This window comes from Rhodococcus sp. NCIMB 12038 (assembly GCF_002165735.1).
Taxonomy (GTDB): domain Bacteria; phylum Actinomycetota; class Actinomycetes; order Mycobacteriales; family Mycobacteriaceae; genus Rhodococcus_F.
On the sequence record NZ_NHML01000029.1, the window covers coordinates 15,773 to 38,104 of the forward strand.

The following is a 22,332-nucleotide window of genomic DNA, read 5'->3' on the forward strand; positions in this document are numbered from 1 at the left end:
GCACCCTAGTTCTCGATCTCGAAGGAGCCCCGCCGCGATGAAACGGCAGATCATCAACGATCCAGGCGCAGCCGTCACAGAGGCGCTCGAAGGAATGCAGTTGTGTTACCCGGACCTGGTGTCCTACGACACGGACCGTCAGCTGATCCTGCGGGCCACTCCGGCCCGCGACAAGGTCGGCCTCGTCTCCGGCGGCGGCTCCGGCCACGAGCCGTTGCACGCCGGGTTCGTCGGCCGCGGCATGCTCGACGTCGCCGTCCCCGGCGCAGTCTTCGCCAGCCCCACTGCCCTGCAGGTCCACGAGGGCACCCTGGCCGCCGACAGCGGTCGAGGAGTTCTGCAGATCGTCAAGAACTACACCGGCGACGTCCTGAACTTCACCATCGCCGGTGAGCTGGCCGGCGATCATGCAGTCGACACCGAGATAGTGGTGGTCGACGACGACCTCGCCACCGACACCGACGACGGGGACGGGGACGGGCCTGGCCGCCGCGGTACCGCGGCGGTGGTCGCGGTCGAGAAGGTCGCCGGCGCCCGCGCCGAACTCGGCGGCTCGCTGACCGAGGTGGCCGATGCCGCTCGCCGCGTCGCCCGCACGTCCCGCACGATGAGTCTCGCCCTGCAGGCGGGCACCCACCCCGGCCAGGACCGTCCGGCATTCGACCTCGGGGCCGACGAAGTCGAACTCGGCGTCGGTATCCACGGTGAACGCGGCATCGATCGCGTGCGTTTCGCCTCCGCGGACGAGCTCGCCGAGTTGCTGGTCGACCCGCTCGTCGACGACCTCGGGCTCGGGCGCGGCTCCGCGGTGCTGGCCATCGTCAACGGGCTCGGTGGCGCCTACCCACTGGAACTGTCGATCGCCGCCCGCAGCGTGCACCAACTGCTGGGCGCACACGGGATCACCGTCGCCCGCACACTCGTCGGCACCTACGTGACCTCGCTCGACATGCACGGCTTCTCGGTCACCCTCACCCCCGCCGACCCCGATCTGCTGAAGCTGTGGGACGCACCGGTGCGTACCCCTGCGCTGAGTTGGTAAGGAGACCACCACATGACCTCGACGACCACGACGGCACTGCCGACGACTTTCGCACCCCGATGGGTGGCCGCGATGCTGACGACGGTGCTGGGCACCTCGCCCGGTGGTGGTGCTGCCACCTCCCTCGGTGAACTCGACCGCCAGGCCGGCGACGGCGATTTCGGCACCAACCTCACTTCCGCGTTCACCCGGGTGCAGGACGAGATCGCCGCGACGTCGCCGCAGACGTTCACCGCCTGGCTTACCGCCGTCTCGCGCGGGTTCCTGGGCACCGGCGGTACCAGTGGGCCGTTGTTCGGCATGTTCTTCCGGGACATCGCCCGATGCGCCGCCGGGGACTCCCCGACCCTGACCGAACTCGCTGACGGACTCGCCGCGGCGGTGGCGACCGTGCAGCGGTACGGGAAGGCGCAGGTCGGGCACAAAACCATGGTCGACGCGCTCGTGCCGGCCGCGCAGAAGCTGAGCGAACAGGCGGCCGCCGGCGTGGACCCGGTCCGCGCCCTGAACGCCTCGGCCGAGGCGGCGCAGGGCGGTGCCCTGACCACCCGAGACATCGTGGCCCGTCGCGGCCGCGCGTCCTACGTCGGAGAGGTCGCCCGCGGCGTGCTCGATCCCGGCGCGGTCGCGGTGGCCCTGATGATCCAGTGCGCGGCCGCCGCGGTGGCAGGGCAAGACGGGCCCGTCGACACCGCCTGGACGCACTGACCGCGCCGTTACCGCCGCCCGGTCTCGACCCCCGGGCGGCGGTGAGGGCGGTTTCTCAGCGGCTGCCGAGATCGACTGTGCGGACGTTGACTTCGAGCGGAATCACATCGCTGCGCACCCAGGTGTCGTACACGTCGTAGCGCTGACCCTCGGCGGTCCACGACGTCGACCGGATGCACAGCATCGGTTCGTTCGGGTCGATCTCCAGGGAGTCGGCGATCTCCACCGTCGGATGTTTCGCCTGGATGAGCCGGTGGGCGCCACCGAGTGCGAAGCCTGCACTCGACAGCAGCGTGCTCAGCGATGCGTGTCCGGTGAGGACGTCGGCGGCTCCGGCCAACACCGGAATCAGAACTGGGGGACTGTAGTTGGTGCTGAACAACGCCGGCTTGCCGTCGAGGGAACGCACCCGGACCAGCTCGAACCCGGTCGACCCTTCCGGCAGTTGGAGGGCTCGGCACACGTCCGCCGGCAGGGCGGTGGCACCGGACCGGAGCACCTCGGTGCTCACCGTCCGGTGCTGGTGCCCGATCGCGTTTTCGAGGAAGCCTTCCTTGCCCTGGATCACCCAGCCGGTTCCGTCGACGGCCTCGCTGGCGAACACTCCACGCTTGGGAATGCGCTGGGCGACACCACGGGATTCGAGATGCTGCAACGCCTGACGCACCGTGGCCCGGGACAGGCCGAACTCGTTGCACAGGTCTTGCTCACTGGGTAACCGGGCGCCGCGGGCGATGGCCCCGGATGAGATCCGCTGCTCCAGCACCTGCGCGAGCTGCTGGTAGTACGGGACCTCCGACTGGCGGTCGATCGCACTCTCGACGCTCACGTGGCTCCCTCCGCCGTCCAAGTTCCCGCGACCGGCCGCCGCGGCGTCATTCCTGTCTGGATCATATGTCCTGTACGGACATCTCCGAGGACGACGTCCGGTCCCCGGTCGAGCACAACCTCTTGCAACTTTGTGACTCAGGCCATACAGTACTAACTGTACGTACAGTCCGTACAGCAACAGAACTCCTAAGGAAAGTGGACCGACGATGAGCATGGAATACCGGATGCGCCGTACGCTCCCGAACGATCGGGCGGCGATCATCATGCCGGTCGATCACGGGCTGATCTTCAATCGCATCAAGGGCCTCGAGACCCCCTCGGCGCCGTTCGCCGATTGGGCCGAGTCCGACGTCACCGGCTTCATGATGACGCCGGGGCAGGTCAAGCAGACCGAGAAGTTCTTCGCCGAGCACCCGCACCTGAGCCGCGTGCTGACCATCGACACCTACTACGACGTCACCAACCTCGACGGCGGCGGGTCCCACGAGCTGATCACCACCGTCGAAGAAGCCGTGCGGATGGGCGTCGACGCGGTGAAGATGCTGTTCCCGTGGAACATGTCCCGTTCCGAGCAGGCTGCGATGTGCGCCCGCGTCGGCAAGGTCGTCACCGCCTGCGACGCGTGGGACATCCCCCTCGTCCTCGAGCCGGTGATCATGGGCGCACCCCGCACCGAAGAGGTTGTCGTCGAAGAGGAGAAGGTCGCCCGCATCGCCTACGACCTCGGCGCACACATCATCAAGATCGCCTTCCCCGGTGAGGAGCGCACCGCGCGCCTGGTCGAGGAACTCGGCGTTCCCCTGGTCATCGCCGGCGGCCCGCTCGCGGGCGAGGTCTCCGAGACCGTCGACGCGATCGGGCAGACCCTGCGCGCCGGTGCCCGCGGCATCATCGTCGGCCGCAACATCTGGCAGCGCGAGCGCAGCGAGGGCGAGAGCGTGCTCAAGGAGATCGCGGCTCTGACCCGGAACGTGAGCTTCTCTGCCTGATCGGGTAATCCGCCCGGCACGACAACGAGGACAGGACACATGACGAGAGACCGCAGCGAGCGCTCACCAGTGGTGTGCGGGGTCGACATCGGCAGCACCAACACCAAGGTCGTAGCGCTCACTCCCCAGGGGGCGGTCGTCGCCAGGCGACGACGCACCACCCCCCGGGGAGCGGTCGACCCGTCCGTCGACGCACAGCACCTGTTGTTCGCGATCGAGGAGATGATCCTCGACATCTGCGCGGACACCTACCGGGTGCACGCGGTCAGCGTGGCCGGCGTCGGTGAGGACGGCGTGCTCGTCGACGACACCCTGGCCCCGATCACCCCGGCCCTGGCCTGGTTCGATCCCCGACGCACCGACGTATTCGCGGACCTGACCAACCGGATCGGACCGCACGAGGGCCTGTGCACCGCCGACGACGCCGCCCGTACCCTCGTCGGCTGGCGGTGGGCCCTCGACCAACCGGGCACCTCCCACGCCCGCTCCTGGATCGCGCTCACCGACTACCCGGCGAGCGTGTGGACCGGCACCCCGTTCTTCAGCGACACCCTCGCCGCCCGCACCGCCGCCTGGGACGGTCACACCCGCGGGTGGGTCGACGGCCGGGTGGCCGCCACGATCGGCACCGCCGCACTGCTGCCACCGATACGCCGGGCCGGCGAGGTCATCGGCGGCTTCGTCGCCGGCCGCCTGACCGCCGCGGGTGTCCTCGATCCCGACGCCGTGGTCGTCGCCGGCGGGCACGATCATCCCATCGGCGGCTGGGCCGTGCATGCGATGCATCCCGGCGCCGTCCTCGACTCGATGGGCACCGCCGAGGTCGTCGTCGCCCAGGCTCCCGCGGCCGACATCCCCCGCAGCGACGACCTGGACGTGGCACCCGGAATCTGCTCTCCCGGAACCACGGTGCTGTCGGTGGAGGAACTCGCCCGCAACGTCGAATGGGCCTACCAGGACCAAGCCGTCGCCGACCGGCTACACGAGCTGATCACCGGCGACACCACACCCGACGCCTATCTGTACGAGAGCGTGTTCATCCCCGGCGGCCGCGGCGGTGAAGCGCCTCGCTACGCCCCCGACGCTCCCACCTCACCGCTCTCGCGCGCCTCCGCGGTCCTGGGAGCACTCGCCCGCCTCGGTGCCCACGCCCAGGACACCGTCGCAGCCTGCCTGCCGGGACAACCACCCCTCTACGCGGCCGGCGGCTGGTCCCGATCCCCCGGATGGGTGCAGGCCAAGAAGATCGTCACCGGCCGCGACCTCACCGTCATCCCCGAACCCCAGGTCACCGCCACCGCAGCAGCACTGCTCGCGGCCGACGCCGTCGGCTGGACTGCCGAGCCCGCGATCGCGTTGGGCATCACCGCGCACCCCCAAACCCTGGCCCCAGCCGGCTCACCGGCCTGACGCCGACCAACTGACGAGGAACCTCATGACCCTCACCGCCGACCGATCCCCCGGTGCCGTCCCCGAGTCGAACCCGATCGATGTCAGTTCCCTGTTCTCTCCTCGCCGCGCGAAGATCGTGTGCACCCTGGGTCCCGCGGTCGGCACCGACGAGAAGGTGCAGGAGTTGGTCGAGTCCGGGATGGACGTCGCCCGCTTGAACTTCTCCCACGGCAACCATGCCGATCACGAGGCCAACTACCGGCGAGTGCGTGCCGCCGCGGACGCCACCGGGAAGCCGGTGGGTATCCTCGCCGATCTGCAAGGTCCGAAGATCCGCCTCGGCCGGTTCGCCGACGGCGCGGTGGTGTGGAAACCGGGTGAGACAGTGCGCATCACCGTCGAGGACTGCCCCGGCGACCACGACCGCGTCTCCACCACTTACGCTCACCTCGCCGACGACGCCCGCCCCGGCGACCGCCTCCTCGTCGATGACGGCAAACTTGCCCTCGCCGTAACCTCGGTGGATGGCCCCGACATCATCTGCACCGTCGCCGAGGGCGGACCGGTGTCGAACAACAAGGGTTTGTCGCTGCCCGGGATGAACGTCTCCGTTCCTGCGCTGTCCGACAAGGACATCGCCGACCTCGAGTTCGCCCTGCGCCTCGGGGTCGACCTGGTCGCGCTGTCCTTCGTGCGGTCCGCGGCGGACCTCGACCTGGTTCATGCCGTGATGGACCGAGTCGGAAGACGCGTTCCGGTTATCGCGAAGATCGAAAAACCCGAAGCTGTCGAGAATCTCGACGACATCGTGACCGCATTCGACGCAATCATGGTCGCCCGCGGCGATCTCGGGGTCGAGCTTCCCCTCGAGCAGGTGCCGCTCGTGCAGAAGCGGGTGGTGCAACTGGCCCGCGAGAACGCCCGCCCGGTGATCGTGGCGACGCAGATGCTCGAATCGATGATCGAGAACTCCCGGCCCACCCGCGCCGAAGCCTCCGACGTCGCCAACGCCGTCCTCGACGGCGCCGACGCGGTCATGCTCTCCGGGGAGACCTCGGTCGGAAAGTACCCGATCGACACGGTCCGCACGATGGGCCGAATCCTCGCCGCCGTCGAACGCGAATCCACCCGTGTCCCCGCCCTCACCCACACCCCGCGCACCAAGGGCGGCGTGATCTCCTTCGCCGCCCGCGACGTCGGCGAACGACTGGGCGCCAAGGCCCTGGTGGCCTTCACCCAATCCGGCGACACCGTCCGCAGACTCGCCCGGCTCCACACTCCGCTACCGCTGCTCGCGTTCACGCCCGTGCCGGAAGTCAGGCGGCAACTCGCCCTGACCTGGGGAACCGAACCGTTCCTCGTCGATCCCGTCACGTCGACCGACGAGATGATCCGCCAAGTCGACACCGCCCTGCTCGCACTGGGCCGTTACAGCGCCGGCGACCTCGTCGTGATCGTCGCCGGCTCACCGCCCCACACCGTCGGATCCACCAACCTGATCCATGTACACCGCATCGGCACCGACGATTTCGCCGCACGCTGACAGCTGAGAAAGAAAGCTCCATGGCTCTGTCGCGACCTGACACCCGGTCGTTCACCCCACTCACCGACTGGTGGGACTGGCAGAAGAATGCCGCATGCCGCGGCATGAGTTCTTCGATCTTCTTCCACCCCGAACGCGAACGGGGCCCCGCCCGGGAAAGACGCATCCGTGTCGCGAAGTTCATCTGCCGGCACTGCCCCGTCATCGACAGTTGCCGCGCCCATGCACTCACAGTTGTCGAGCCCTACGGCATCTGGGGTGGGCTGTCCGAATCCGAGCTGCGCGAAGCGACCGATCAGCACTACTGACTGAGAAACGAGGTAACGCAATGCAACTCGTATTGCACGGTGAACCGCATCATGCGGTCCCCACCGAATCGACATTCACGTCCCGAGTCGACGACATCCTCGCCGGACGCTCCGGCAGCCATGCGGGGGCTTCGGCCACCGAGGACGCGCTGTGAGCGGGGCCGCGACCGGGCGGAGTGCAGTGGCCCGCCTGGTCGACCGCCTCGGCATGCCGCCGTCACTCGCGTTCGGATTCCTCGGACTGCTGTTGTTCATGATCGGCGACGGCGTCGAATCGAATTACCTCTCGCCGTTTCTGATCCACACCGAGGGCTATTCGGAGTCCACCACGGCCTTCACCATCAGCATGTACGGGATCTTCGTCACCGTCGGATCCTGGCTTGCCGGCACCCTCTCCGCGATCATCGGCCCCCGCCGGGTGATGTGGATCGGCGCGGCGACCTGGGTGGCACTCGAAATCGTGTTCCTGGTCCCGGGCATCGCGATGGACAATCACTGGATCTCCATCTCGGCGTACGCGGCGCGTGGTATCGGCTACCCGTTCTTCGCCTACGCATTCCTGGTCTGGATCAACCTGGCCACGCCGGCACGCCAGCGCGGCAGCTCGGTGGGCTGGTTCTGGTTCGCCTTCGGCGCCGGACTGCCGACCTTGGGATCGCTGATCGCCAGTGGCGCAATCCCTCTCATCGGCGAATACCCCACCTTCTGGCTGGGCACCGCTCTGGTCGTGGCCGGCGCCGCGATCGCACTGTTCGGAGTTCGTGACCGAACCTACGCGGGTCCCTCCGGCACCGAGAGCGCCGGCGGGGAAATGCTCAAAGGACTTACCATCCTCTGGCGAGACAAGCGCGTCGCCGCAGGTGCGTTCGTCCGGCTCGTCAACACCGCCCCAAACTTCGCGCTGTTCGTCGTCGCACCCCTGTTCTTCATCGACCAGATCGGGTTCTCGCAGAGCACCTACCTGGCCATCGTCACCGTGGTCTACACGGCAAACATCTTCGCGAACCTGATGTTCGGAATCATCGGAGACCACTTCGGCTGGCGGCGCACCGTCACGTGGTTCGGCTGCGTCATGTGCGCAGTGGGCATCGTCCTACTCTACTACGTGCCACTGTGGGTCGGTCCCAACGTGCTCGTGGTGATCCTCTGCTGGGCGGTGTTCGGGATCGGGCTCGCCGGGTTCGTGCCCCTGACCGCGTTGGTGCCGTCCATGGTCACCCCCGACGACCGCGGCAGCGCACTGGCGGTCTACACACTCGCCGCAGGGTTGTCCGCCTTCGTCGGCCCCGCACTCGCCGGGCTGCTCGGCGGAGCGGCACACATGCCGGTGCTCATCTGGACGTTCGCGGGACTGTACCTCGCCGCAGCCGCGGTCACCTACGTCCTCCGCACACCCAGCGACCCGGGATCGGCACACCATGTTGCCGAAGTCCAGGGTGCTCAGCGCGACGGCCAAGGAAGCGATACTCCCACAAACCGCACGGCCGCCGAGAACCACTGAAACGGCTACCGCACCGGGCAATGGGCGCAGATCCTGATGACCGTGCCGTTCGACGATCGCGACTGCTGGCTGGTTGTCTATCAGGACGGCGAAACCGATGTGATCCCAATGGACAACCACACGGTCCAGTAATTCGGGATCGACATCTTGACTACACCTGATTCGGGCGAAGAAGGGATCTGCTGAGAACATCGCCTCGCAGAACGCGCCGTTGCTCTACCGCCTGCGGAGGTAGTGCAGGCGCGGTGGCGCCAGGGCCACCAGGGACTTCCCGGCAGCTCAGTGCCCGATCGCTCTCACGAGCGGCGCAGTGCCAGCACGGGAATCGTCCGAACGCCCAGTGTTTTCTCAGCGTATCCGGCAAAGCCCGGATACCTACGAGCCTGCTCGGCGAAGATCCGATCCCGCTCGTCACCGGTCACCTCGCCGACGACCACAGGGTACTGCTCGGTACCACGTTCGATGTCTGCCTGACCTGCGGTGACGAGGTTGTAGTACCAGTCGGGATTTGTCGGTGCGCCGGCCTTGGAAGCGAAGACATAGATCGTGTCCCGGTCTTGCTCGTCCGGCAAATACATCATCGGGCTCACCAGCTCGCGCCCGGTCTTACGACCCCGATGATGCACCAGCACCATCGGAGCACCCTCGAACGGGCCGCCCACTCGGCCCTGGTTCGCTCGGAATTCGGCGATGACGTTCGTGTTCCAGTCTTGGGGACTGCTCATCGTAATAACCTCTCCTCGTCCGGTGCAGGGTGCGGTCAGATTCTCTGGTCGCCCGGCGCGGTGTTGGATTCCTGTCTCATTCCGGGCCGAACCTCCAGCGGCTGCACGCTTACCACCGTCAAATGTACTGACAGTCTGACTGATTCGGCTTCCGAACGCGCGCATGCGGGTCGCGAACATCTGGGCGAGCCTTGCCCACGTCGAATCGACGAGGATTTACTGCGTACAGGGGTATGTCGATCCGAATCGGACGAGGAGTGGGAAGAGTGGAAGGAGAACAACTCTCTTCCACTTTCAATGTATAGCGCACCCGGGGGCTTGCGGCAAGGCCCGGGTGGTGTCGCAGAATTACCGGCCTGAGCCGGAACCTGCGGAAATGGGAGTCGTGAGTGCGCGCCGAAAATCTGAATCCACATCACCCAACTCGGATCGGAGCTGTTGACGCGAGACCCCTTACCGTCGGCGCTTTCGACCTTCCGGACCACCTCGCGGCCAAGGCCGATCCGGCGCTGATCGCCGGCGACGAGCGGCACTTCGCGGCGATCGAGGAGAGCCTCGAGCAGTCCATCGCCGACCTGTCCCGCCGCATCGACTCCGAGCGCAAGGCGCCCCGACGTCTCGGTCAGGAGGCGATGGAGCGGGACATGATGGTTCACGACCTGGGCGCCCAACTGCGTGCCCTGCGCCGATTCGGCCTGGACCTGTGCCTCGGGCGCATCGTCGATGCCGACGATGCCGAGCCCGTGTACATCGGACGCCTCGGGCTCATGGACAGCGCGGGCAATCAACTGCTGGTCGACTGGCGCTCCCCCGCGGCCGAGCCGTTCTTCGGCGCCACCCACGCCAACCCGATGGGCCTGGCCAGCCGCCGCAGATACCGCTGGACCCGCGGCCGGGTCAGCGACTACTGGGACGAGGTGTTCACCTCGGACGGGTTCGAAGGGAACGCCGCGCTGGACGACCAGTCCGCGTTCATCGCCAGCCTGGGCAGCAACCGGTCGGCCCGGATGCGTGACGTGCTCGGCACCATCGCGGCCGATCAGGACGCCATCATCCGCGCGGGATCCGGCGGCGCCCTCGTCGTCGACGGCGGCCCGGGTACGGGCAAGACCGTCGTCGCGCTGCACCGCGCCGCGTACCTGCTGTACTCCGATCCCCGGCTCCGCCACGGCGTGCTGTTCGTCGGCCCGCACGAGCCCTACCTGGCGTACGTCGCCGACGTGCTGCCCAGCCTCGGCGAGGAGGGTGTGCAGCTCTGCACGCTGCGGGACCTCGTCACCGAGGGTGCGACCGCCCGGCTGGAGAAGGATCCGGAGGTGGCGCGGCTGAAGTCGTCGGCGGATCTGGTGAGGGCGATCGACGCGGCCGTGAAGTTCTACGAGGAGCCGCCCGCCAAGGGCATGACGGTCGCGACCGACTGGTCCGACATCTGGTTGAGCGCCGAAGACTGGGCCGAGGCGTTCGAAGCGCCGGAGCCCGGTACGCCGCACAACGAAGCGCGCGAACAGATCTGGGAGCTGCTGCTCACGATCCTGGTGGACAAGTACGACGGTGATGCCCCCGCGGACCAGGTTCGGAAGTCGTTGCTGCAGAACGACGAATTGCGCGCGACGCTCGACAACGCGTGGACGATGATCGAGGCCGCGGATCTCGTGGGAGACCTGTGGTCGGTGCCCGCCTACCTGCGCAAGTGCGCGCCCTGGCTCAGCCCCGACGAGGTTCGGGCACTGCAGCGCGCGGACGCCAAGAATTGGACGGTGTCCGACCTGCCGCTCCTCGACGCGGCACGGCAGCGGCTGGGAGACCCGGAGGCGTCGCTTCGGCAGCGTCGGTACAACGCCACCGTCGCCGCCGAACGCGCGCGGATGAGCACCGTCGTCGACGACCTGATCGCGGCCGACGACTCCGAAATGCTCGTCATGTCGATGCTGCGCGGCCAGGACCTGCAGCAGTCCCTGGTCGACGAGACCGCCCTGCCCAGCGCCGACCCCGACCTGCTGGCCGGGCCGTTCGCGCACGTCGTGGTGGACGAGGCTCAGGAACTCACGGACGCGGAGTGGCAGATGCTGCTGCTGCGCTGCCCGTCCCGCAGCTTCACCATCGTCGGCGACCGTGCCCAGGCCCGGCACGGGTTCACGGAGTCGTGGCGCGAACGGCTCGAGCGGATCGGGTTGGACCGGATCGACCTGGCCGCGCTGAGCATCAACTACCGGACGCCGGAAGAGGTCATGACGGAAGCCGAACCGGTGATCCGGGCCGCGCTGCCGGACGCCAACGTGCCGACGTCCATCCGCAGCAGCGGCATCCCCGTCGTCCACGGCCCGGTGTCGGACCTGCGCTCGATCCTGGACACCTGGCTGGCGTCGAACTCCGACGGAATCGCCTGCTTCATAGGCGATCCGACGTTCCGGCCGACGTCCCGCATCCGGTCGCTGACACCGGAACTGTCGAAGGGGCTCGAGTTCGACCTCGTCGTCCTCGTCGACCCGGAATCGTTCGGCGAGGGCATCGAGGGAGCCGTCGACCGCTACGTCGCCATGACCCGGGCAACCCAGCAACTCGTCGTCCTCACCAGCCGCTGACGTCGGAGACCGCACCGATCGGCGGCGGAAACGGGGTAGCCGCCGCCGAGCGCGGGCTGGGACGATGAAGGTGCCCTACGAGAGGAGACGAACGATGACAGCGTCCGATCCACAGGTCACCACCCGCGAGCAATGGCTCGTCGCGCGGCGCGAACTGCTCGCACAGGAGAAGGAACTGACCCGCCACCGCGACCGGGTCAACGCCGCCCGGCGCGCGCTACCGATGGTCGAAATCACCGAGAACTACGAGTTCGACGGTCCCGGGGGCCGGGCCCGGCTCGTCGATCTGTTCGACGGCCGCGGCCAACTCCTGATCTACCACTTCATGTTCGAACCCGACGCCGACGAAGGATGCCCGTCCTGCACGTTCACGTTGGACAACGTCGGCGACCTCCACCACCTCTACGCCCGGGACACCTCGTTCGCGGCCGTGTCGCGCGCACCCCTGCACAAGCTCGAGCAGTACCGGCAGCGCATGGGCTGGACGGTCCCGTGGTACTCCTCGCTCGGCAGCGACTTCAACTACGACTTCCATGTCACTATCGACGCGTCGGTCGCGCCGGTCGAATACAACTACAAAGACGCGGCGGAGCTCGAGCGCATGGACCCGGCGTGGAAGGGCTGGTCCGGCGAGGAGCACGGCGTCAGTGCCTTCCTCCGCCAGGGTGAGCGCGTCTTCCACACCTATTCCGGCTACGCGCGCTCCACCGACATGCTCGTCGGCACCTATCACTGGCTCGACCTCACCGCTCGCGGCCGTCAGGAGGACTGGGAACCGGAACCGCGCCGCGGCGACGACCCGTTCATGAGCTGGCTGCGCCGTCACGACGAATACGAACCGGACACGATCTCAGGAGAGAAGGTCTCCGACTGAACTACATCAGTTCGTACCCCGTCGCCTGCAATTCCAGGTAGTCGCGCACCAGCAGGTGAGAACCGGGCGTGGACACCGCAGTCCACGGAATGTGCTTGGGCAGCTGCAGTGCCAGCGATTCGGGTACCGCCTCGCGGCACCTGATGCCCGCCCGGGCTCGCGGTGTCAACGAATTCCACCACGAGTCGAGCACGCACCGGCATTGGGCGAGGTACTCCGAGAGCGGCCCCTGGAGCATCGCCATCTGCGGAATCGGATCGGGTCCCCCGGTGATACCCGCGACGCACGAGCCCCCGCACACGGCCATCACCTGCCCGATGAACTGCGGCGGCATGATGCCTTCGGGGTCTCGCAGCAGGGCGAGGCGCGCGCCGGCGGAGAGCGCTTCATACGCCGTCACGGGGTCGATTGCCTCGTCACCCATGCCACGAAGGTACCCGGCCGGGGCCGTCTCCTATCGGGAACAGCGATTTGTTCATTTCGCGGCGTAGTCACGCCAGGCGCGTTCCCATTGCCGGGTCAGGGCCGGGTAGACGAGGAGATGCCGGAACGGTGCGATGGCGGCCATGTAGAGCCGCCCGAACCGGCCATTGGGTTTGACGAGGACCGTCATCTGCAGCCCGTAGTCACCGTCCGCTCCCTGCACCCAGCCGAGATGCATCACGGTGTGCACGGTCTTGTTCGCCAGCTCGCGGGCGGCCTCCCGGTCGAGTTCGTAGACCGCTGTGAGCGGCATGCCCGCGTCGTCGGGGCCGCGGGGAGCGGCGCGGAGGTCGTCGGGCAGGCGGTCGCGGAGCGAGACGACCCGCTCGCCGACACCCGCCGACGGATCGTCCCAGCCGAACAGTTCGCCGAGCTTCCACCGGACGGCGAACAGGAACCGCACCACCCGGGGCTGTTTCGCGAGTCCGCCCCGGCCTCGCATCGCGGCGAGCATTGTGGGGAAGTCGTCCGGACCGGCTCCGGGAGTGCGGTACGACCACACATCCTCGACGTCGAAGTCGCTGGTGAATTCGTGGATGCGCCAGGGCTGCTCGGTGTAGGTGGCCTCTGCTATTCGTGGCACTCTCGTCCCCGATCTATACGGCACCGTATATTTCATCTATACGGTACCGTACAAATTGACCGCGATCAATGGAGGTGGACCGATTCCCGCCGTCGCCCGCACCACACGAGACCGCTGGATAGAGGCCGGCCTCGACGCCCTCGCGCGGGGCGGACCGGACGCCGTCCGCATCGAAGCACTCGCCGCCGAACTCGGCGTCACGAAGGGCGGGTTCTACGGCTACTTCGACGGCAGGCCCGCGTTGCTCACGGAGATGCTCGACGAGTGGGAACGCCGCTGCACCAAGGCCGTCATCGCCCAGGCCGACGCCGAAGGCGGCGACGCGGCCGAGCGCATCCGGCGCGTGGGTCAACTCACCTACTCGGAGGACCTGCACCGGATCGACCTCGCGATCCGGGCCTGGGCGCACCACGACCCGTCCGTCGCGGCACGCCTGCAGCGCATCGACAACGAGCGGATGCAGTTCCTGCGCACGATGTTCGGCACCTTCGTCACCGACCCCGACGAGATCGAGGCGCGCAGCACCCTGATGTTCGGGCTCGCCATCGGACGCCACTTCGTCGTCGCCGACCACCCCGGGTACACCAAACGCGAAGCCATCCAACTCGCCGGGGAATTCCTCCTGCGCCCGTGAGGTCGCTCAGTCGATTCGGGTCGCTGAGGAACCGTGACAACGGTGCGGAACGAGAGAAGACTCGAGAACAGACCAGCCTGTCGGTTGATGCGACACCCAGGCCTACGCGTCCGTCGTAACGCTCACGGCGTGAATAGCGAGCCAGGTCCAAGGCCACTCTGTTGGCGTCCAATGGTGCTTCGGCGGCAAACAATTGCGAAGAATTGGCCGGCTCCGGCTCGTCCAGTGCTGCCCGGCCCACCTATCGGGATCGGAGCGGAACATCATGACCAGTACACCTGCAGGAATCAACTGCCACCTGGTCTCTCCAGCGGGGTACCCCTACGAGCACGAGAGCGGCGATCAATCGGTGTCCGGGCCGTGCTATGCGGACTTCCCGGTCGGGACAGTCGTCACGGTGACCGCCACACCGGACGCGGGCAATTATCTCAACGGTCTGGACTGCGGCAGCGGCGGGATGTTGGAGAACCCCTGCAAAATCGGTCGATCAATGGCTTATGTCCCGAGTAGTCTGCGTGGGCATGGCACGGGATGAACGCGGTGTGATCGCCCAGAGTGAGGACTTCGCTGCCTGGTACAACGAGGTGGTGTTCAAGGCCGGGCTCGTCGACCGGGGTCCGGCCAAGGGCACCATGGTGATCCGGCCGTACGGGTACCGGCTGTGGGAGCTGCTGCAGTCCGAACTGGACCGCCGCATCAAAGACACCGGTCACGAGAATGCGTACTTCCCGTTGCTGATTCCGGAGAGCTACCTCGGCCGGGAAGCGGAACACGTCGAAGGGTTTTCCCCGGAACTGGCGGTCGTCACCCACGCCGGCGGGAAGAGGCTCGAAGAACCCTTGGTGGTGCGGCCGACGTCGGAGACGATCATCGGCGAGATGATGGCCAAATGGATCAGCTCGCACCGTGACCTGCCGCTGTTGTTGAACCAGTGGGCGAACGTCGTGCGGTGGGAGCTGCGACCCCGAATGTTTCTCCGCACCACAGAATTTCTGTGGCAGGAGGGTCATACCGCGCACGCAGGCGAAGGGGCGGCCCGCCGCGAGACGATGCTCGCGCTCGACCTGTATCACGAGGTGGCGCGGGAGTGGGCCGCGATGCCGGTCGTGCCGGGGGAGAAGACACCCGGTGAACGGTTCGCCGGCGCGGTGGCGACGTACACGATCGAGGGCATGATGCGGGACGGCCGGGCGCTGCAATCCGGCACCTCGCATTACATGGGCACCAACTTCGCGTCGGCGTTCGACATCCGCTACACCGCCGAGGACGGTCGAGAAGAGCTGTGTCACACGACGTCCTGGGGGATGAGCACCCGGATGATCGGTGGCATCGTCATGACGCACGGCGACGACAAGGGCCTGGTGCTGCCGCCGCGGTTGGCGCCGTACCAGGTGGTGATCGTGCCGATCACCCGTGGCGGCAACGCTGCCGTCGAGAACGCGGCCGAGGACCTGGCTCGCCGCCTGCGATCAGTCGGTGTGCGGACCCATGTCGATGCCCGCCCCCAGCTGACCCCCGGAAACAAATACAACGAGTGGGAGTTGCGCGGCGTCCCGGTCCGGCTCGAACTCGGCCCACGAGATCTGAAGGCGGGCACCGCGATGATGGTGAAGCGTCTCGGCGACGACGGTAAGCAGGCCGTGCCGATCGACTCCCTGCCCGAAACCCTGCCGAGGGTCCTGGGCGACTTCCAGGATTTCCTGCTCGCTCGCGCGACTGCGTTCCGCGACAGCCACACTCGGACCGTCGACGACTGGGAACGGTTCGCCGACGCGGTGTCGACGGGGTGGGCACTCGCACTGCACTGCGGGAGCGCCACCTGCGAGGAGGACATCAAGGCCCGCACCGCAGCCACCCCGCGGTGCGTGCCCCGGGACGGCGAACCGGAGACAGGAGTGTGCGTGCGGTGCGGGGCGTCGTCGGCGTACGGGAAGCGGGTGGTCTTCGGACGCGCCTATTGAGGGGTGCCGATCACCACCCCTCGGGGGACTATTCGCACGGCAGGCATTCGAAGGACGCTGGGAACTCGGAAAACCGACCACCCGAACAAGTCCCTCGACCGAATGGAACCCCCGCATGCCCCACATCCTCGGCACCACCGTCCGCGACACGCACGAACACGATCCGCCGGGGCGCGTCTCACCCGACGTCGCACCCGCAGTCTCACCAGTCGTCTCGCCCGTTGTCGAATCCGCCCCGAAACCGGTCCGTCACCACTGGACCTTCGCGCGGATCGGCCTGTACCTGCTGCTCGCGTCCCTGCCGCTGCTGGCGATCTCCGCGCAGGTGTTCGGCGTCGTGCCGATGAACACCACCGGTGCGCTGGTGATCATTCCGCTTGCAACCTCCCTCGCCGTGTTGTGCGTGTTCGCTCCGCACCCGATCGACCGCATCGTCGGCCACGGCCTCGGCTGGGGAATGTTCGCGTGTCTGGCCTATGACGTCTTCCGCCTCGACACCGTGTATCTGCTCGGACTGTGGGGCGATTTCATCCCGAAGATGGGCACCTGGCTCCACTCGGGAACCGACAGCCGGACCGGTGCGATCGTCGGATACCTGTGGCGCTACTTCGGCGACGGCGGCGGAATCGGCATCGCGTTCTTCCTCATCGCCATCGCGGCCGGCCTCCAGCACCGGTCGACTCGCACCGTTCTCCTCGCGTTCGTCACGTTCGCGGTGTTCCCGGTCTGGGCCGGGCTGATCGGCACGGTCGCGCTGTCGGAGCGCGGTCAGCGCGACATGTTCCCGCTCACGCCGACGACGATCACCCTGTCGCTGATCGGGCACCTGATCTTCGGTCTGGTGCTGGGCCTCGGCTTCCTGCGAGCCCGGGGTCGCCTCGCGCAGCACTGGCCCTGGCCGCCGCTGCTCCCCGTCCGCTCCCGCTGACCCGCACGTGAGTGGCAAAGCGTGCGCGAGCACACTTTGCCACTCACCTGGGGGTGAGGTGCGGATCCTTCGCCTTGCGGCCCACCGCCACGGACACCAGCATCAGCAACGCCGCCCCCGCGAAACAGGCGGCATAGCCGACGTGCGGGGCGAGGAGTGAGATGACGAACGGAACGGCGAAGCCGATGTAGATCAGGCAGTAGAACACCGCCACGGTCTGTGCGAGTTCGTCTTCCGGCGACAGCTTCTCGACGGACGCGAGTCCCGACCCGAGCAGGATGCCGTAGCAGGCTCCGAGCAGGAAGGCCGCGACGACGATCGCGGCGACCGACAGCGCACCGTCGGTGTAGGCGACCACGGTCGCGGCGCCGAAACCCAGCACCCCGAGCAGGATGCCGACGCGGATCCCGGCGTCGTCGTCCTGCTCCGACCACCGTTTGGCCCACGGCTGGATCACCGCCCCGGTGATCAGGGTCAGCGCCGCGACGAGACCGGTGAACGCCACCGACGTGGAGCGCAGCGACTCGGACACGAGCGGCGGAAGCGTCGCGAACGATACGGTCGCCACCCCGAACACCCACGGCGCCCAGGGCGCGATGCCCCACCGGAACCGGGACGTCGCGAGCGCGGACAGGGGCTTGGCGACGAGGTCCGTCGCGCGGGCCCGTGCATCGGGCACCGACCACACCAGCGCCAGAGCCAGGGCCATCAACACGATGTGCACCAGATACGGGAGCAGTTCCGGCGCGGGGAGCCACTGCGCGATCACACCGGCGAACAGGGCGCCGCAGCCGAAGCCCGCCGACAACGACACCGCCGCGCGACGCGCACCGGCCCCGGCCTGCGACGCGGAGCTGAGTTCCTTCATCCAGGCGGTGCCGGCGCCGAACGCCATGCCGGACGCGAGTCCGGCCAGCACGCGTCCCAGATAGAGCAGGTCGGGGACGGCGGCTCCCGCGATCAGGACGAGGGAGGAGACGATGCCGACGGGGATCATCGGGCGGATCACCGCGCGCCGCCCGAACCGGTCGGATACGCGCCCGAAGTACAGCAGCGCAGGGATCAGCCCGACGACATACGACGCGAGCATCGCGGTGAACGAACCGCCCCCGAGACCGAGTTGCTCGCGATAGACCAGCTGCATCGGGGCGAACTGGTTGGCTCCCCAGCTGACCGCGAACAGCGCGAAGGCAAGGCGGACCCAGGGCGAGAGCATCATCCGATCCTCCCAGAACCGGTAGCGCGGCGACGTATCAACTCTTCACAGGTCGGGCGCCGCATTCCTGTGCACACTGGCCGTGTGCGGCGGGTCCGGGGATGTCTAGCGTCGAGCACTGAGCCCGAGCCGAGGAGGACATGTGTGGGGTAACGACGGCAGCTGGGTCGGCTCGGACGCGCACGCGATCGCCCGCGCCGTGACCGGCGGGGAGGTGTCCGCGAGCCAGGTGCTCGCCGACCACCTGGCGCACATCAAGGCCCGGAACCCGGAGCTGAACGCCGTCGTCACCGTCGCCGAGGACCAGGCGATCCGGGCCGCCGACGACCTCGACACCCGGATCGGCCGAGGTGAGGACGTCGGCCCGCTGGCCGGGGTGCCGTTCACGGTGAAGGACCTCATCGCGACCGCGGGGGTCCGGACGACGGCGGGTTCGCGCGCGCTCGAGCACAACGTGCCGCGCGTCGACGCCCCCGCGGTGGCCGCGATGAGGGCGGCCGGCGCGATCCTCGTCGGCAAGACGAACACCCCGGAGTTCGGGGCCAGCGGTCTCACGCACAACGACCTGTTCGGGTACACCGTGAACCCACTCCGGCCCGGCGGGGTTCCCCGCTCGCCCGGCGGGTCGAGCGGCGGCGAGGCGGCGGCGATCGCGTCCGGGATGAGCGTGGTCGGTCTCGGCACCGACTTCGGCGGGTCGGTGCGCTGGCCCGCACACTGCACGGGACTGCGCTCCGTCCGCCCGACCGTCGGCCGGGTCGACCCCGACGGCCAGTATCCCGGCGTCCCGTCGGGCGATCACCTGCTGACCAACCCGGCGACCATGCACGGCACGCTGCAGACGATCGGTCCGATGGCGCGGACGCTGGACGACGCGGCCCTGGTGCTGCGGGTGCTCTCGTCCCGGCAGTACCGGTGGACGGACCCGGGCACGGTGGACCTCTCGCGTCTCGACGTCACATGGGCGCCCGGTGAGGGGACCGTCCCGGTGGACGAGGAGATCGCCGCAACCGTCGCCGGTGTCGCCCGGCAACTCGGTGCCCGCCCCTACCGGGGTGCGGCGCTGGCGGAAGGGAACGACCTGTTCGGGACGCTGCGGTCCGTCGAAACCCACACCGACATCGCAGAACTCGGCACCGCCTTCGGCGCGAACATCGCCGCGATGCTCGCCGCCGGGTGGGGCGTGGACCGGCGCGGGGTCGAACGGCTGTGGGCGCGGCGATCGGAACTCGTGCACCGGTTGCTCGGCGAGATGGGGGACGTCCTCGTCCTCCCGGTCGCCTCGATTCCGGCACCCCCGCTCGGCGAAGAATTGTTCGACGTCGGCGGGCAGTCGCTGACCTGGGCTCAGGCCCTGGCGAGTTGTCGCGCGATCAGTGTGACGGGCCTACCGTCCGTCGTCGTCCCGGTGGGAAACACCCGGTCCGGGTTGCCGATCGGCGTGCAGGTCGTCGCGCGGCCGTGGTGTGAGCACGTCGCGCTGGCCGTGGCCGCCCGGTTGTGAGGCGACCACGGCCGGACGTCAGATCACCCGGTCCCGCCGAAGGTCCTCGATGTCTTCCTCGCTCAACCCGAATTCGCTCAGCACCTCGGCCGTGTCCTGCCCCAGCGCCATCGGCGGCGCGTTCCGGATCGGCAGGGTTTCCTCGTCCACCCAGAACGGGCTCCGGACCAGCGGCACCTCACCGCCGTCCGGGGTGGCCACGGGCTGCACCATCTTCAGGGCCCGCACCTGCGGGTCGGCGAACGCCTGATCGATCGTGTGGACGGGACCGCACGGGATGCCCGCCGCACGAATCAGCGTCACCCATTCGGCGGCCGGACGCGCGGACAGCAGTTCGAGCAGTTCCTTGGTGAGCTGATCCCGGTGTGCGAGTCGTGACTGGCCGGTGCGGTATTCGGGCCGGTCGGCGAGTTCACGATCTCCGAGGACGTCGCACAGCGACTGCCAGTGCCGGTCCGATCCGGTCGCGATGATGATGGGGAAATCGGCGGTGTCGAACGTGCCGTACGGCGTGATCGTCGGGTGCGTGTTCCCGTTCGGCTGCGCGACGCGGCCGGTGCTCAGGTAGTCCTGGGCCTGGAACGACATGATCGACAGCGCCGATTCGAGCAGCGACGTCTGCACGTGATGACCCGCACCGTCCCGCCCCCGCGCCACGAGCGCCGCCGTGATGCCCAGCGCCGCATAGATACCGGACACCGTGTCGATGATCGGGATCCCGACGCGCATCGGCGTGTGATCGCCGGCGCCGGTCACCGACATCAGCCCCGACATGCCCTGCGCCACCTGATCGAGGCCCGGCGAGAACTGTTCGGGACCGGTCGGCCCGAAACCGCTGACACTCATGACGATCACGCCGGGATTGTCCGCGGCGAGCGACTCCTGGTCGAGTCCCATGTCCGCGAGGACACCCGGCCGGAAATTCTCCACGATGACGTCCACGCCGACGGCGATGCGGCGCAGCAGTTTCCGCCCTTGTTCGCTACGCATGTCGAGGGCGACCGAACGCTTGCCGCGGTTGACGGAGGCGAAGTAGAGGCTGTCGCTGCCGTCGAACGGCGGCCACTGCCGGGAACTGTCGCCACCGGAACGGGTCTCGACCTTGATGATGTCGGCGCCGAAGTCCGACAGCAGTGCCGTGCACAGCGGTCCGGCGAGGGCCCGCGTGAGGTCGAGGACCCGGATCCCGCTGAGCAACTGGTTCATGGTGGATCCTCGGTTCTCTGTGAAGGAAGGGGGGACCGTCCGAGAATTGCGGACGCGCCGGCCGATAGCGATGGCGAGAATGCACAAGCGGCCGCTGGGGATTTCGGCGCATTGTGTGCCGCGACGGCGGGTCGTCGCCGGTTAGCGTGAGCTACCCGAAGAAGCACCCGAGGAGGACGAGACGATGCGCGACATCCTGACGGGCCTGGAATCGTGGTTCGACCGCGGCGAGACGTTCGCGCTCGCCACGGTGGTGCGCACGTGGAAGTCGTCCCCGCGGGCGCCGGGCGCGGCGATGGCCGTGTCGGAATCCGGTGAAGTCCTCGGAAGTGTGTCCGGTGGGTGCGTCGAGAGCACGCTGTACGAGACGGCGCGGGACGTGCTGGCCGACGGGCGGAGCCGCACCGAAGTGTTCTGTGTGGCCGACGACGACGCGATCGGTGTCGGACTGACGTGCGGCGGCACCATCGAGGTGTTCGTCCAGCGCATCGGACGGCACGACTTCCCGGGTTTCGCGGACGCGGCGCGGCGCATCCGCGGCGGCGAGTCGATCGCCGTCGTGACGGAGACCGGCGACGGATCGCGAACCCGGCGCTGCGTGATCACCGGGGACGGCCCGGTGGGCGACCTCGACCTGAACGCCGCCGACGTCGACAGCGTCCGCCGGCGGCTCGACGCCGGTGAGTCGCAGGTGTATCAGCTGCGGTCCGAGACGGTGTGCATGGTCGAGATCTTCGCGCCGCCACCGCGGATGTACATCTTCGGGGCCATCGACTTCGCCGCCGCCATGTGCACGCTGGGCGCGTTCGCCGGCTACCACGTCACCGTGATCGACGCCCGCGCCGTGTTCGCGACCCGCGCCCGGTTCCCGGACGCCGACGACGTCGTCGTGATGTGGCCGCACCGGTTCCTCGAGACCGCACCGGTCGACCGCCGGACCGTGCTGGCCGTGCTGACCCACGACGAGAAATTCGACATTCCCCTGCTGGAGCTGGCCCTGCGATCGGACGCGGCGTACATCGGCGCGATGGGCAGCCGGGCCACACACGACCGTCGCGTCGCGCTGCTGCGCGAACAGGGGACGACCGCGGCGGAGCTGGCGCGGCTGCATTCGCCGATCGGCCTCGACCTGGGTGCTCGCACCCCGGAGGAGACGGCGGTGTCGATCCTCGCCGAGATGATGAAGACGACCCGGGGCACCACGGGGCTCGAGCTCCAGCTGCTCACCGGCCCGATTCACCGTGACGCGCCCGCCGGCACCGGCCGACCGCTCGAGTGCACTGCATGACCTTTTACTGCCGCGGACGGACGGCTTGCTCGGC

General features: G+C 68.2%; 21 protein-coding genes. 15 read left to right on the forward strand and 6 right to left on the reverse strand.

Features of this window, described 5'->3' with window-relative positions:
* Nucleotides 1-37 precede the first annotated feature (37 nt).
* The gene (locus CA951_RS44615; RefSeq protein WP_087560843.1) at nt 38-1,042 is read left to right on the forward strand and encodes a dihydroxyacetone kinase subunit DhaK; all 1,005 of its coding nucleotides are present in this window, start codon (nt 38-40) and stop codon (nt 1,040-1,042) included.
* A 12-nt stretch (nt 1,043-1,054) separates the two neighbouring features.
* Entirely contained in the window at nt 1,055-1,750 is a 696-nt protein-coding gene (gene dhaL, locus CA951_RS44620; RefSeq protein WP_256974191.1) for a dihydroxyacetone kinase subunit DhaL, read from the forward strand.
* 55 nt (nt 1,751-1,805) lie between these two features.
* Here dhaL and CA951_RS32790 read toward each other — a convergent pair whose 3' ends face one another.
* Nucleotides 1,806-2,579, reverse strand: coding sequence for a GntR family transcriptional regulator (locus tag CA951_RS32790; RefSeq protein ID WP_179220398.1), 774 nt, complete (start codon nt 2,577-2,579; stop codon nt 1,806-1,808).
* A gap of 208 nt (nt 2,580-2,787) precedes the next feature.
* Here CA951_RS32790 and CA951_RS32795 point away from each other — a divergent pair, with 208 nt between their 5' ends.
* From CA951_RS32795 to CA951_RS32815, 6 genes are read left to right on the forward strand one after another with little or no spacing between them, the layout of a single operon-like run.
* Nucleotides 2,788-3,570 (forward strand): class I fructose-bisphosphate aldolase, encoded by a 783-nt coding sequence (locus tag CA951_RS32795; RefSeq protein ID WP_087560845.1) that lies wholly within the window; start codon nt 2,788-2,790, stop codon nt 3,568-3,570.
* Nucleotides 3,571-3,609: 39 nt separating this feature from the next.
* On the forward strand, nt 3,610-4,980 hold the full coding sequence (locus CA951_RS32800; RefSeq protein WP_087560846.1) for an L-fuculokinase: 1,371 nt from the start codon (nt 3,610-3,612) through the stop codon (nt 4,978-4,980).
* Between the two features lie 25 nt (nt 4,981-5,005).
* Nucleotides 5,006-6,505: a pyruvate kinase gene (gene pyk / locus CA951_RS32805; protein WP_087560847.1), complete on the forward strand. Its 1,500-nt coding sequence runs from the start codon at nt 5,006-5,008 to the stop codon at nt 6,503-6,505.
* 20 nt (nt 6,506-6,525) lie between these two features.
* On the forward strand, nt 6,526-6,813 hold the full coding sequence (locus CA951_RS32810) for a WhiB family transcriptional regulator (protein ID WP_087560848.1): 288 nt from the start codon (nt 6,526-6,528) through the stop codon (nt 6,811-6,813).
* Nucleotides 6,814-6,833: 20 nt separating this feature from the next.
* Complete coding sequence (locus CA951_RS44625; RefSeq protein ID WP_256974192.1) at nt 6,834-6,968, forward strand: hypothetical protein; 135 nt, start codon at nt 6,834-6,836, stop codon at nt 6,966-6,968.
* A complete protein-coding gene (locus CA951_RS32815) occupies nt 6,965-8,314 on the forward strand; it encodes an MFS transporter (protein ID WP_256974193.1) in 1,350 nt (449 codons plus the stop codon). Before CA951_RS44625 ends, CA951_RS32815 begins: the two co-directional genes overlap by 4 nt.
* A 296-nt stretch (nt 8,315-8,610) precedes the next feature.
* On the opposite strand, the gene CA951_RS32820 is transcribed toward CA951_RS32815, so the two are convergent.
* Complete coding sequence (locus CA951_RS32820; protein WP_087560849.1) at nt 8,611-9,039, reverse strand: nitroreductase/quinone reductase family protein; 429 nt, start codon at nt 9,037-9,039, stop codon at nt 8,611-8,613.
* Between the two features lie 428 nt (nt 9,040-9,467).
* Here CA951_RS32820 and helR point away from each other — a divergent pair, with 428 nt between their 5' ends.
* Together helR and CA951_RS32830 are read left to right on the forward strand one after the other, a co-directional pair.
* On the forward strand, nt 9,468-11,621 hold the full coding sequence (gene helR, locus CA951_RS32825; RefSeq protein WP_087560909.1) for an RNA polymerase recycling motor ATPase HelR: 2,154 nt from the start codon (nt 9,468-9,470) through the stop codon (nt 11,619-11,621).
* A 94-nt stretch (nt 11,622-11,715) separates the two neighbouring features.
* Nucleotides 11,716-12,495 carry a DUF899 domain-containing protein gene (locus CA951_RS32830; protein ID WP_087560850.1) on the forward strand — a complete coding sequence of 260 codons (780 nt, stop codon included), beginning with the start codon at nt 11,716-11,718 and terminating at the stop codon, nt 12,493-12,495.
* 1 nt (nt 12,496) lies between these two features.
* On the opposite strand, the gene CA951_RS32835 is transcribed toward CA951_RS32830, so the two are convergent.
* Together CA951_RS32835 and CA951_RS32840 are read right to left on the reverse strand one after the other, a co-directional pair.
* Nucleotides 12,497-12,919 (reverse strand): hypothetical protein, encoded by a 423-nt coding sequence (locus CA951_RS32835; protein WP_087560851.1) that lies wholly within the window; start codon nt 12,917-12,919, stop codon nt 12,497-12,499.
* Nucleotides 12,920-12,970: 51 nt separating this feature from the next.
* Nucleotides 12,971-13,561, reverse strand: a complete 591-nt coding sequence (locus CA951_RS32840; protein WP_087560852.1) for a DUF2867 domain-containing protein — start codon at nt 13,559-13,561, stop codon at nt 12,971-12,973.
* Here CA951_RS32840 and CA951_RS32845 point away from each other — a divergent pair.
* The 3 genes from CA951_RS32845 (at nt 13,539) to CA951_RS32855 (ending at nt 17,084) form a co-directional block, all read left to right on the forward strand.
* Nucleotides 13,539-14,195 (forward strand): TetR/AcrR family transcriptional regulator, encoded by a 657-nt coding sequence (locus tag CA951_RS32845; protein ID WP_087560853.1) that lies wholly within the window; start codon nt 13,539-13,541, stop codon nt 14,193-14,195. The two genes, CA951_RS32840 and CA951_RS32845, sit on opposite strands and share 23 nt — an antisense overlap.
* A gap of 521 nt (nt 14,196-14,716) precedes the next feature.
* On the forward strand, nt 14,717-16,156 hold the full coding sequence (proS, locus tag CA951_RS32850) for a proline--tRNA ligase (RefSeq protein ID WP_087560854.1): 1,440 nt from the start codon (nt 14,717-14,719) through the stop codon (nt 16,154-16,156).
* Between the two features lie 115 nt (nt 16,157-16,271).
* The gene (locus tag CA951_RS32855; protein WP_087560855.1) at nt 16,272-17,084 is read left to right on the forward strand and encodes a hypothetical protein; all 813 of its coding nucleotides are present in this window, start codon (nt 16,272-16,274) and stop codon (nt 17,082-17,084) included.
* 43 nt (nt 17,085-17,127) lie between these two features.
* On the opposite strand, the gene CA951_RS32860 is transcribed toward CA951_RS32855, so the two are convergent.
* Nucleotides 17,128-18,300 (reverse strand): MFS transporter, encoded by a 1,173-nt coding sequence (locus CA951_RS32860; protein WP_087560910.1) that lies wholly within the window; start codon nt 18,298-18,300, stop codon nt 17,128-17,130.
* 142 nt (nt 18,301-18,442) lie between these two features.
* On the opposite strand from CA951_RS32860, the gene CA951_RS32865 reads away from it, so the two are divergent.
* A complete protein-coding gene (locus CA951_RS32865) occupies nt 18,443-19,804 on the forward strand; it encodes an amidase (RefSeq protein WP_087560856.1) in 1,362 nt (453 codons plus the stop codon).
* A gap of 18 nt (nt 19,805-19,822) precedes the next feature.
* Here the strand turns inward: CA951_RS32865 and CA951_RS32870 are convergent, their stop codons facing one another.
* On the reverse strand, nt 19,823-21,010 hold the full coding sequence (locus CA951_RS32870; RefSeq protein ID WP_087560857.1) for a CaiB/BaiF CoA-transferase family protein: 1,188 nt from the start codon (nt 21,008-21,010) through the stop codon (nt 19,823-19,825).
* Nucleotides 21,011-21,194: 184 nt separating this feature from the next.
* On the opposite strand from CA951_RS32870, the gene CA951_RS32875 reads away from it, so the two are divergent.
* A complete protein-coding gene (locus tag CA951_RS32875; protein WP_087560858.1) occupies nt 21,195-22,298 on the forward strand; it encodes an XdhC family protein in 1,104 nt (367 codons plus the stop codon).
* Nucleotides 22,299-22,332: the final 34 nt, after the last annotated feature.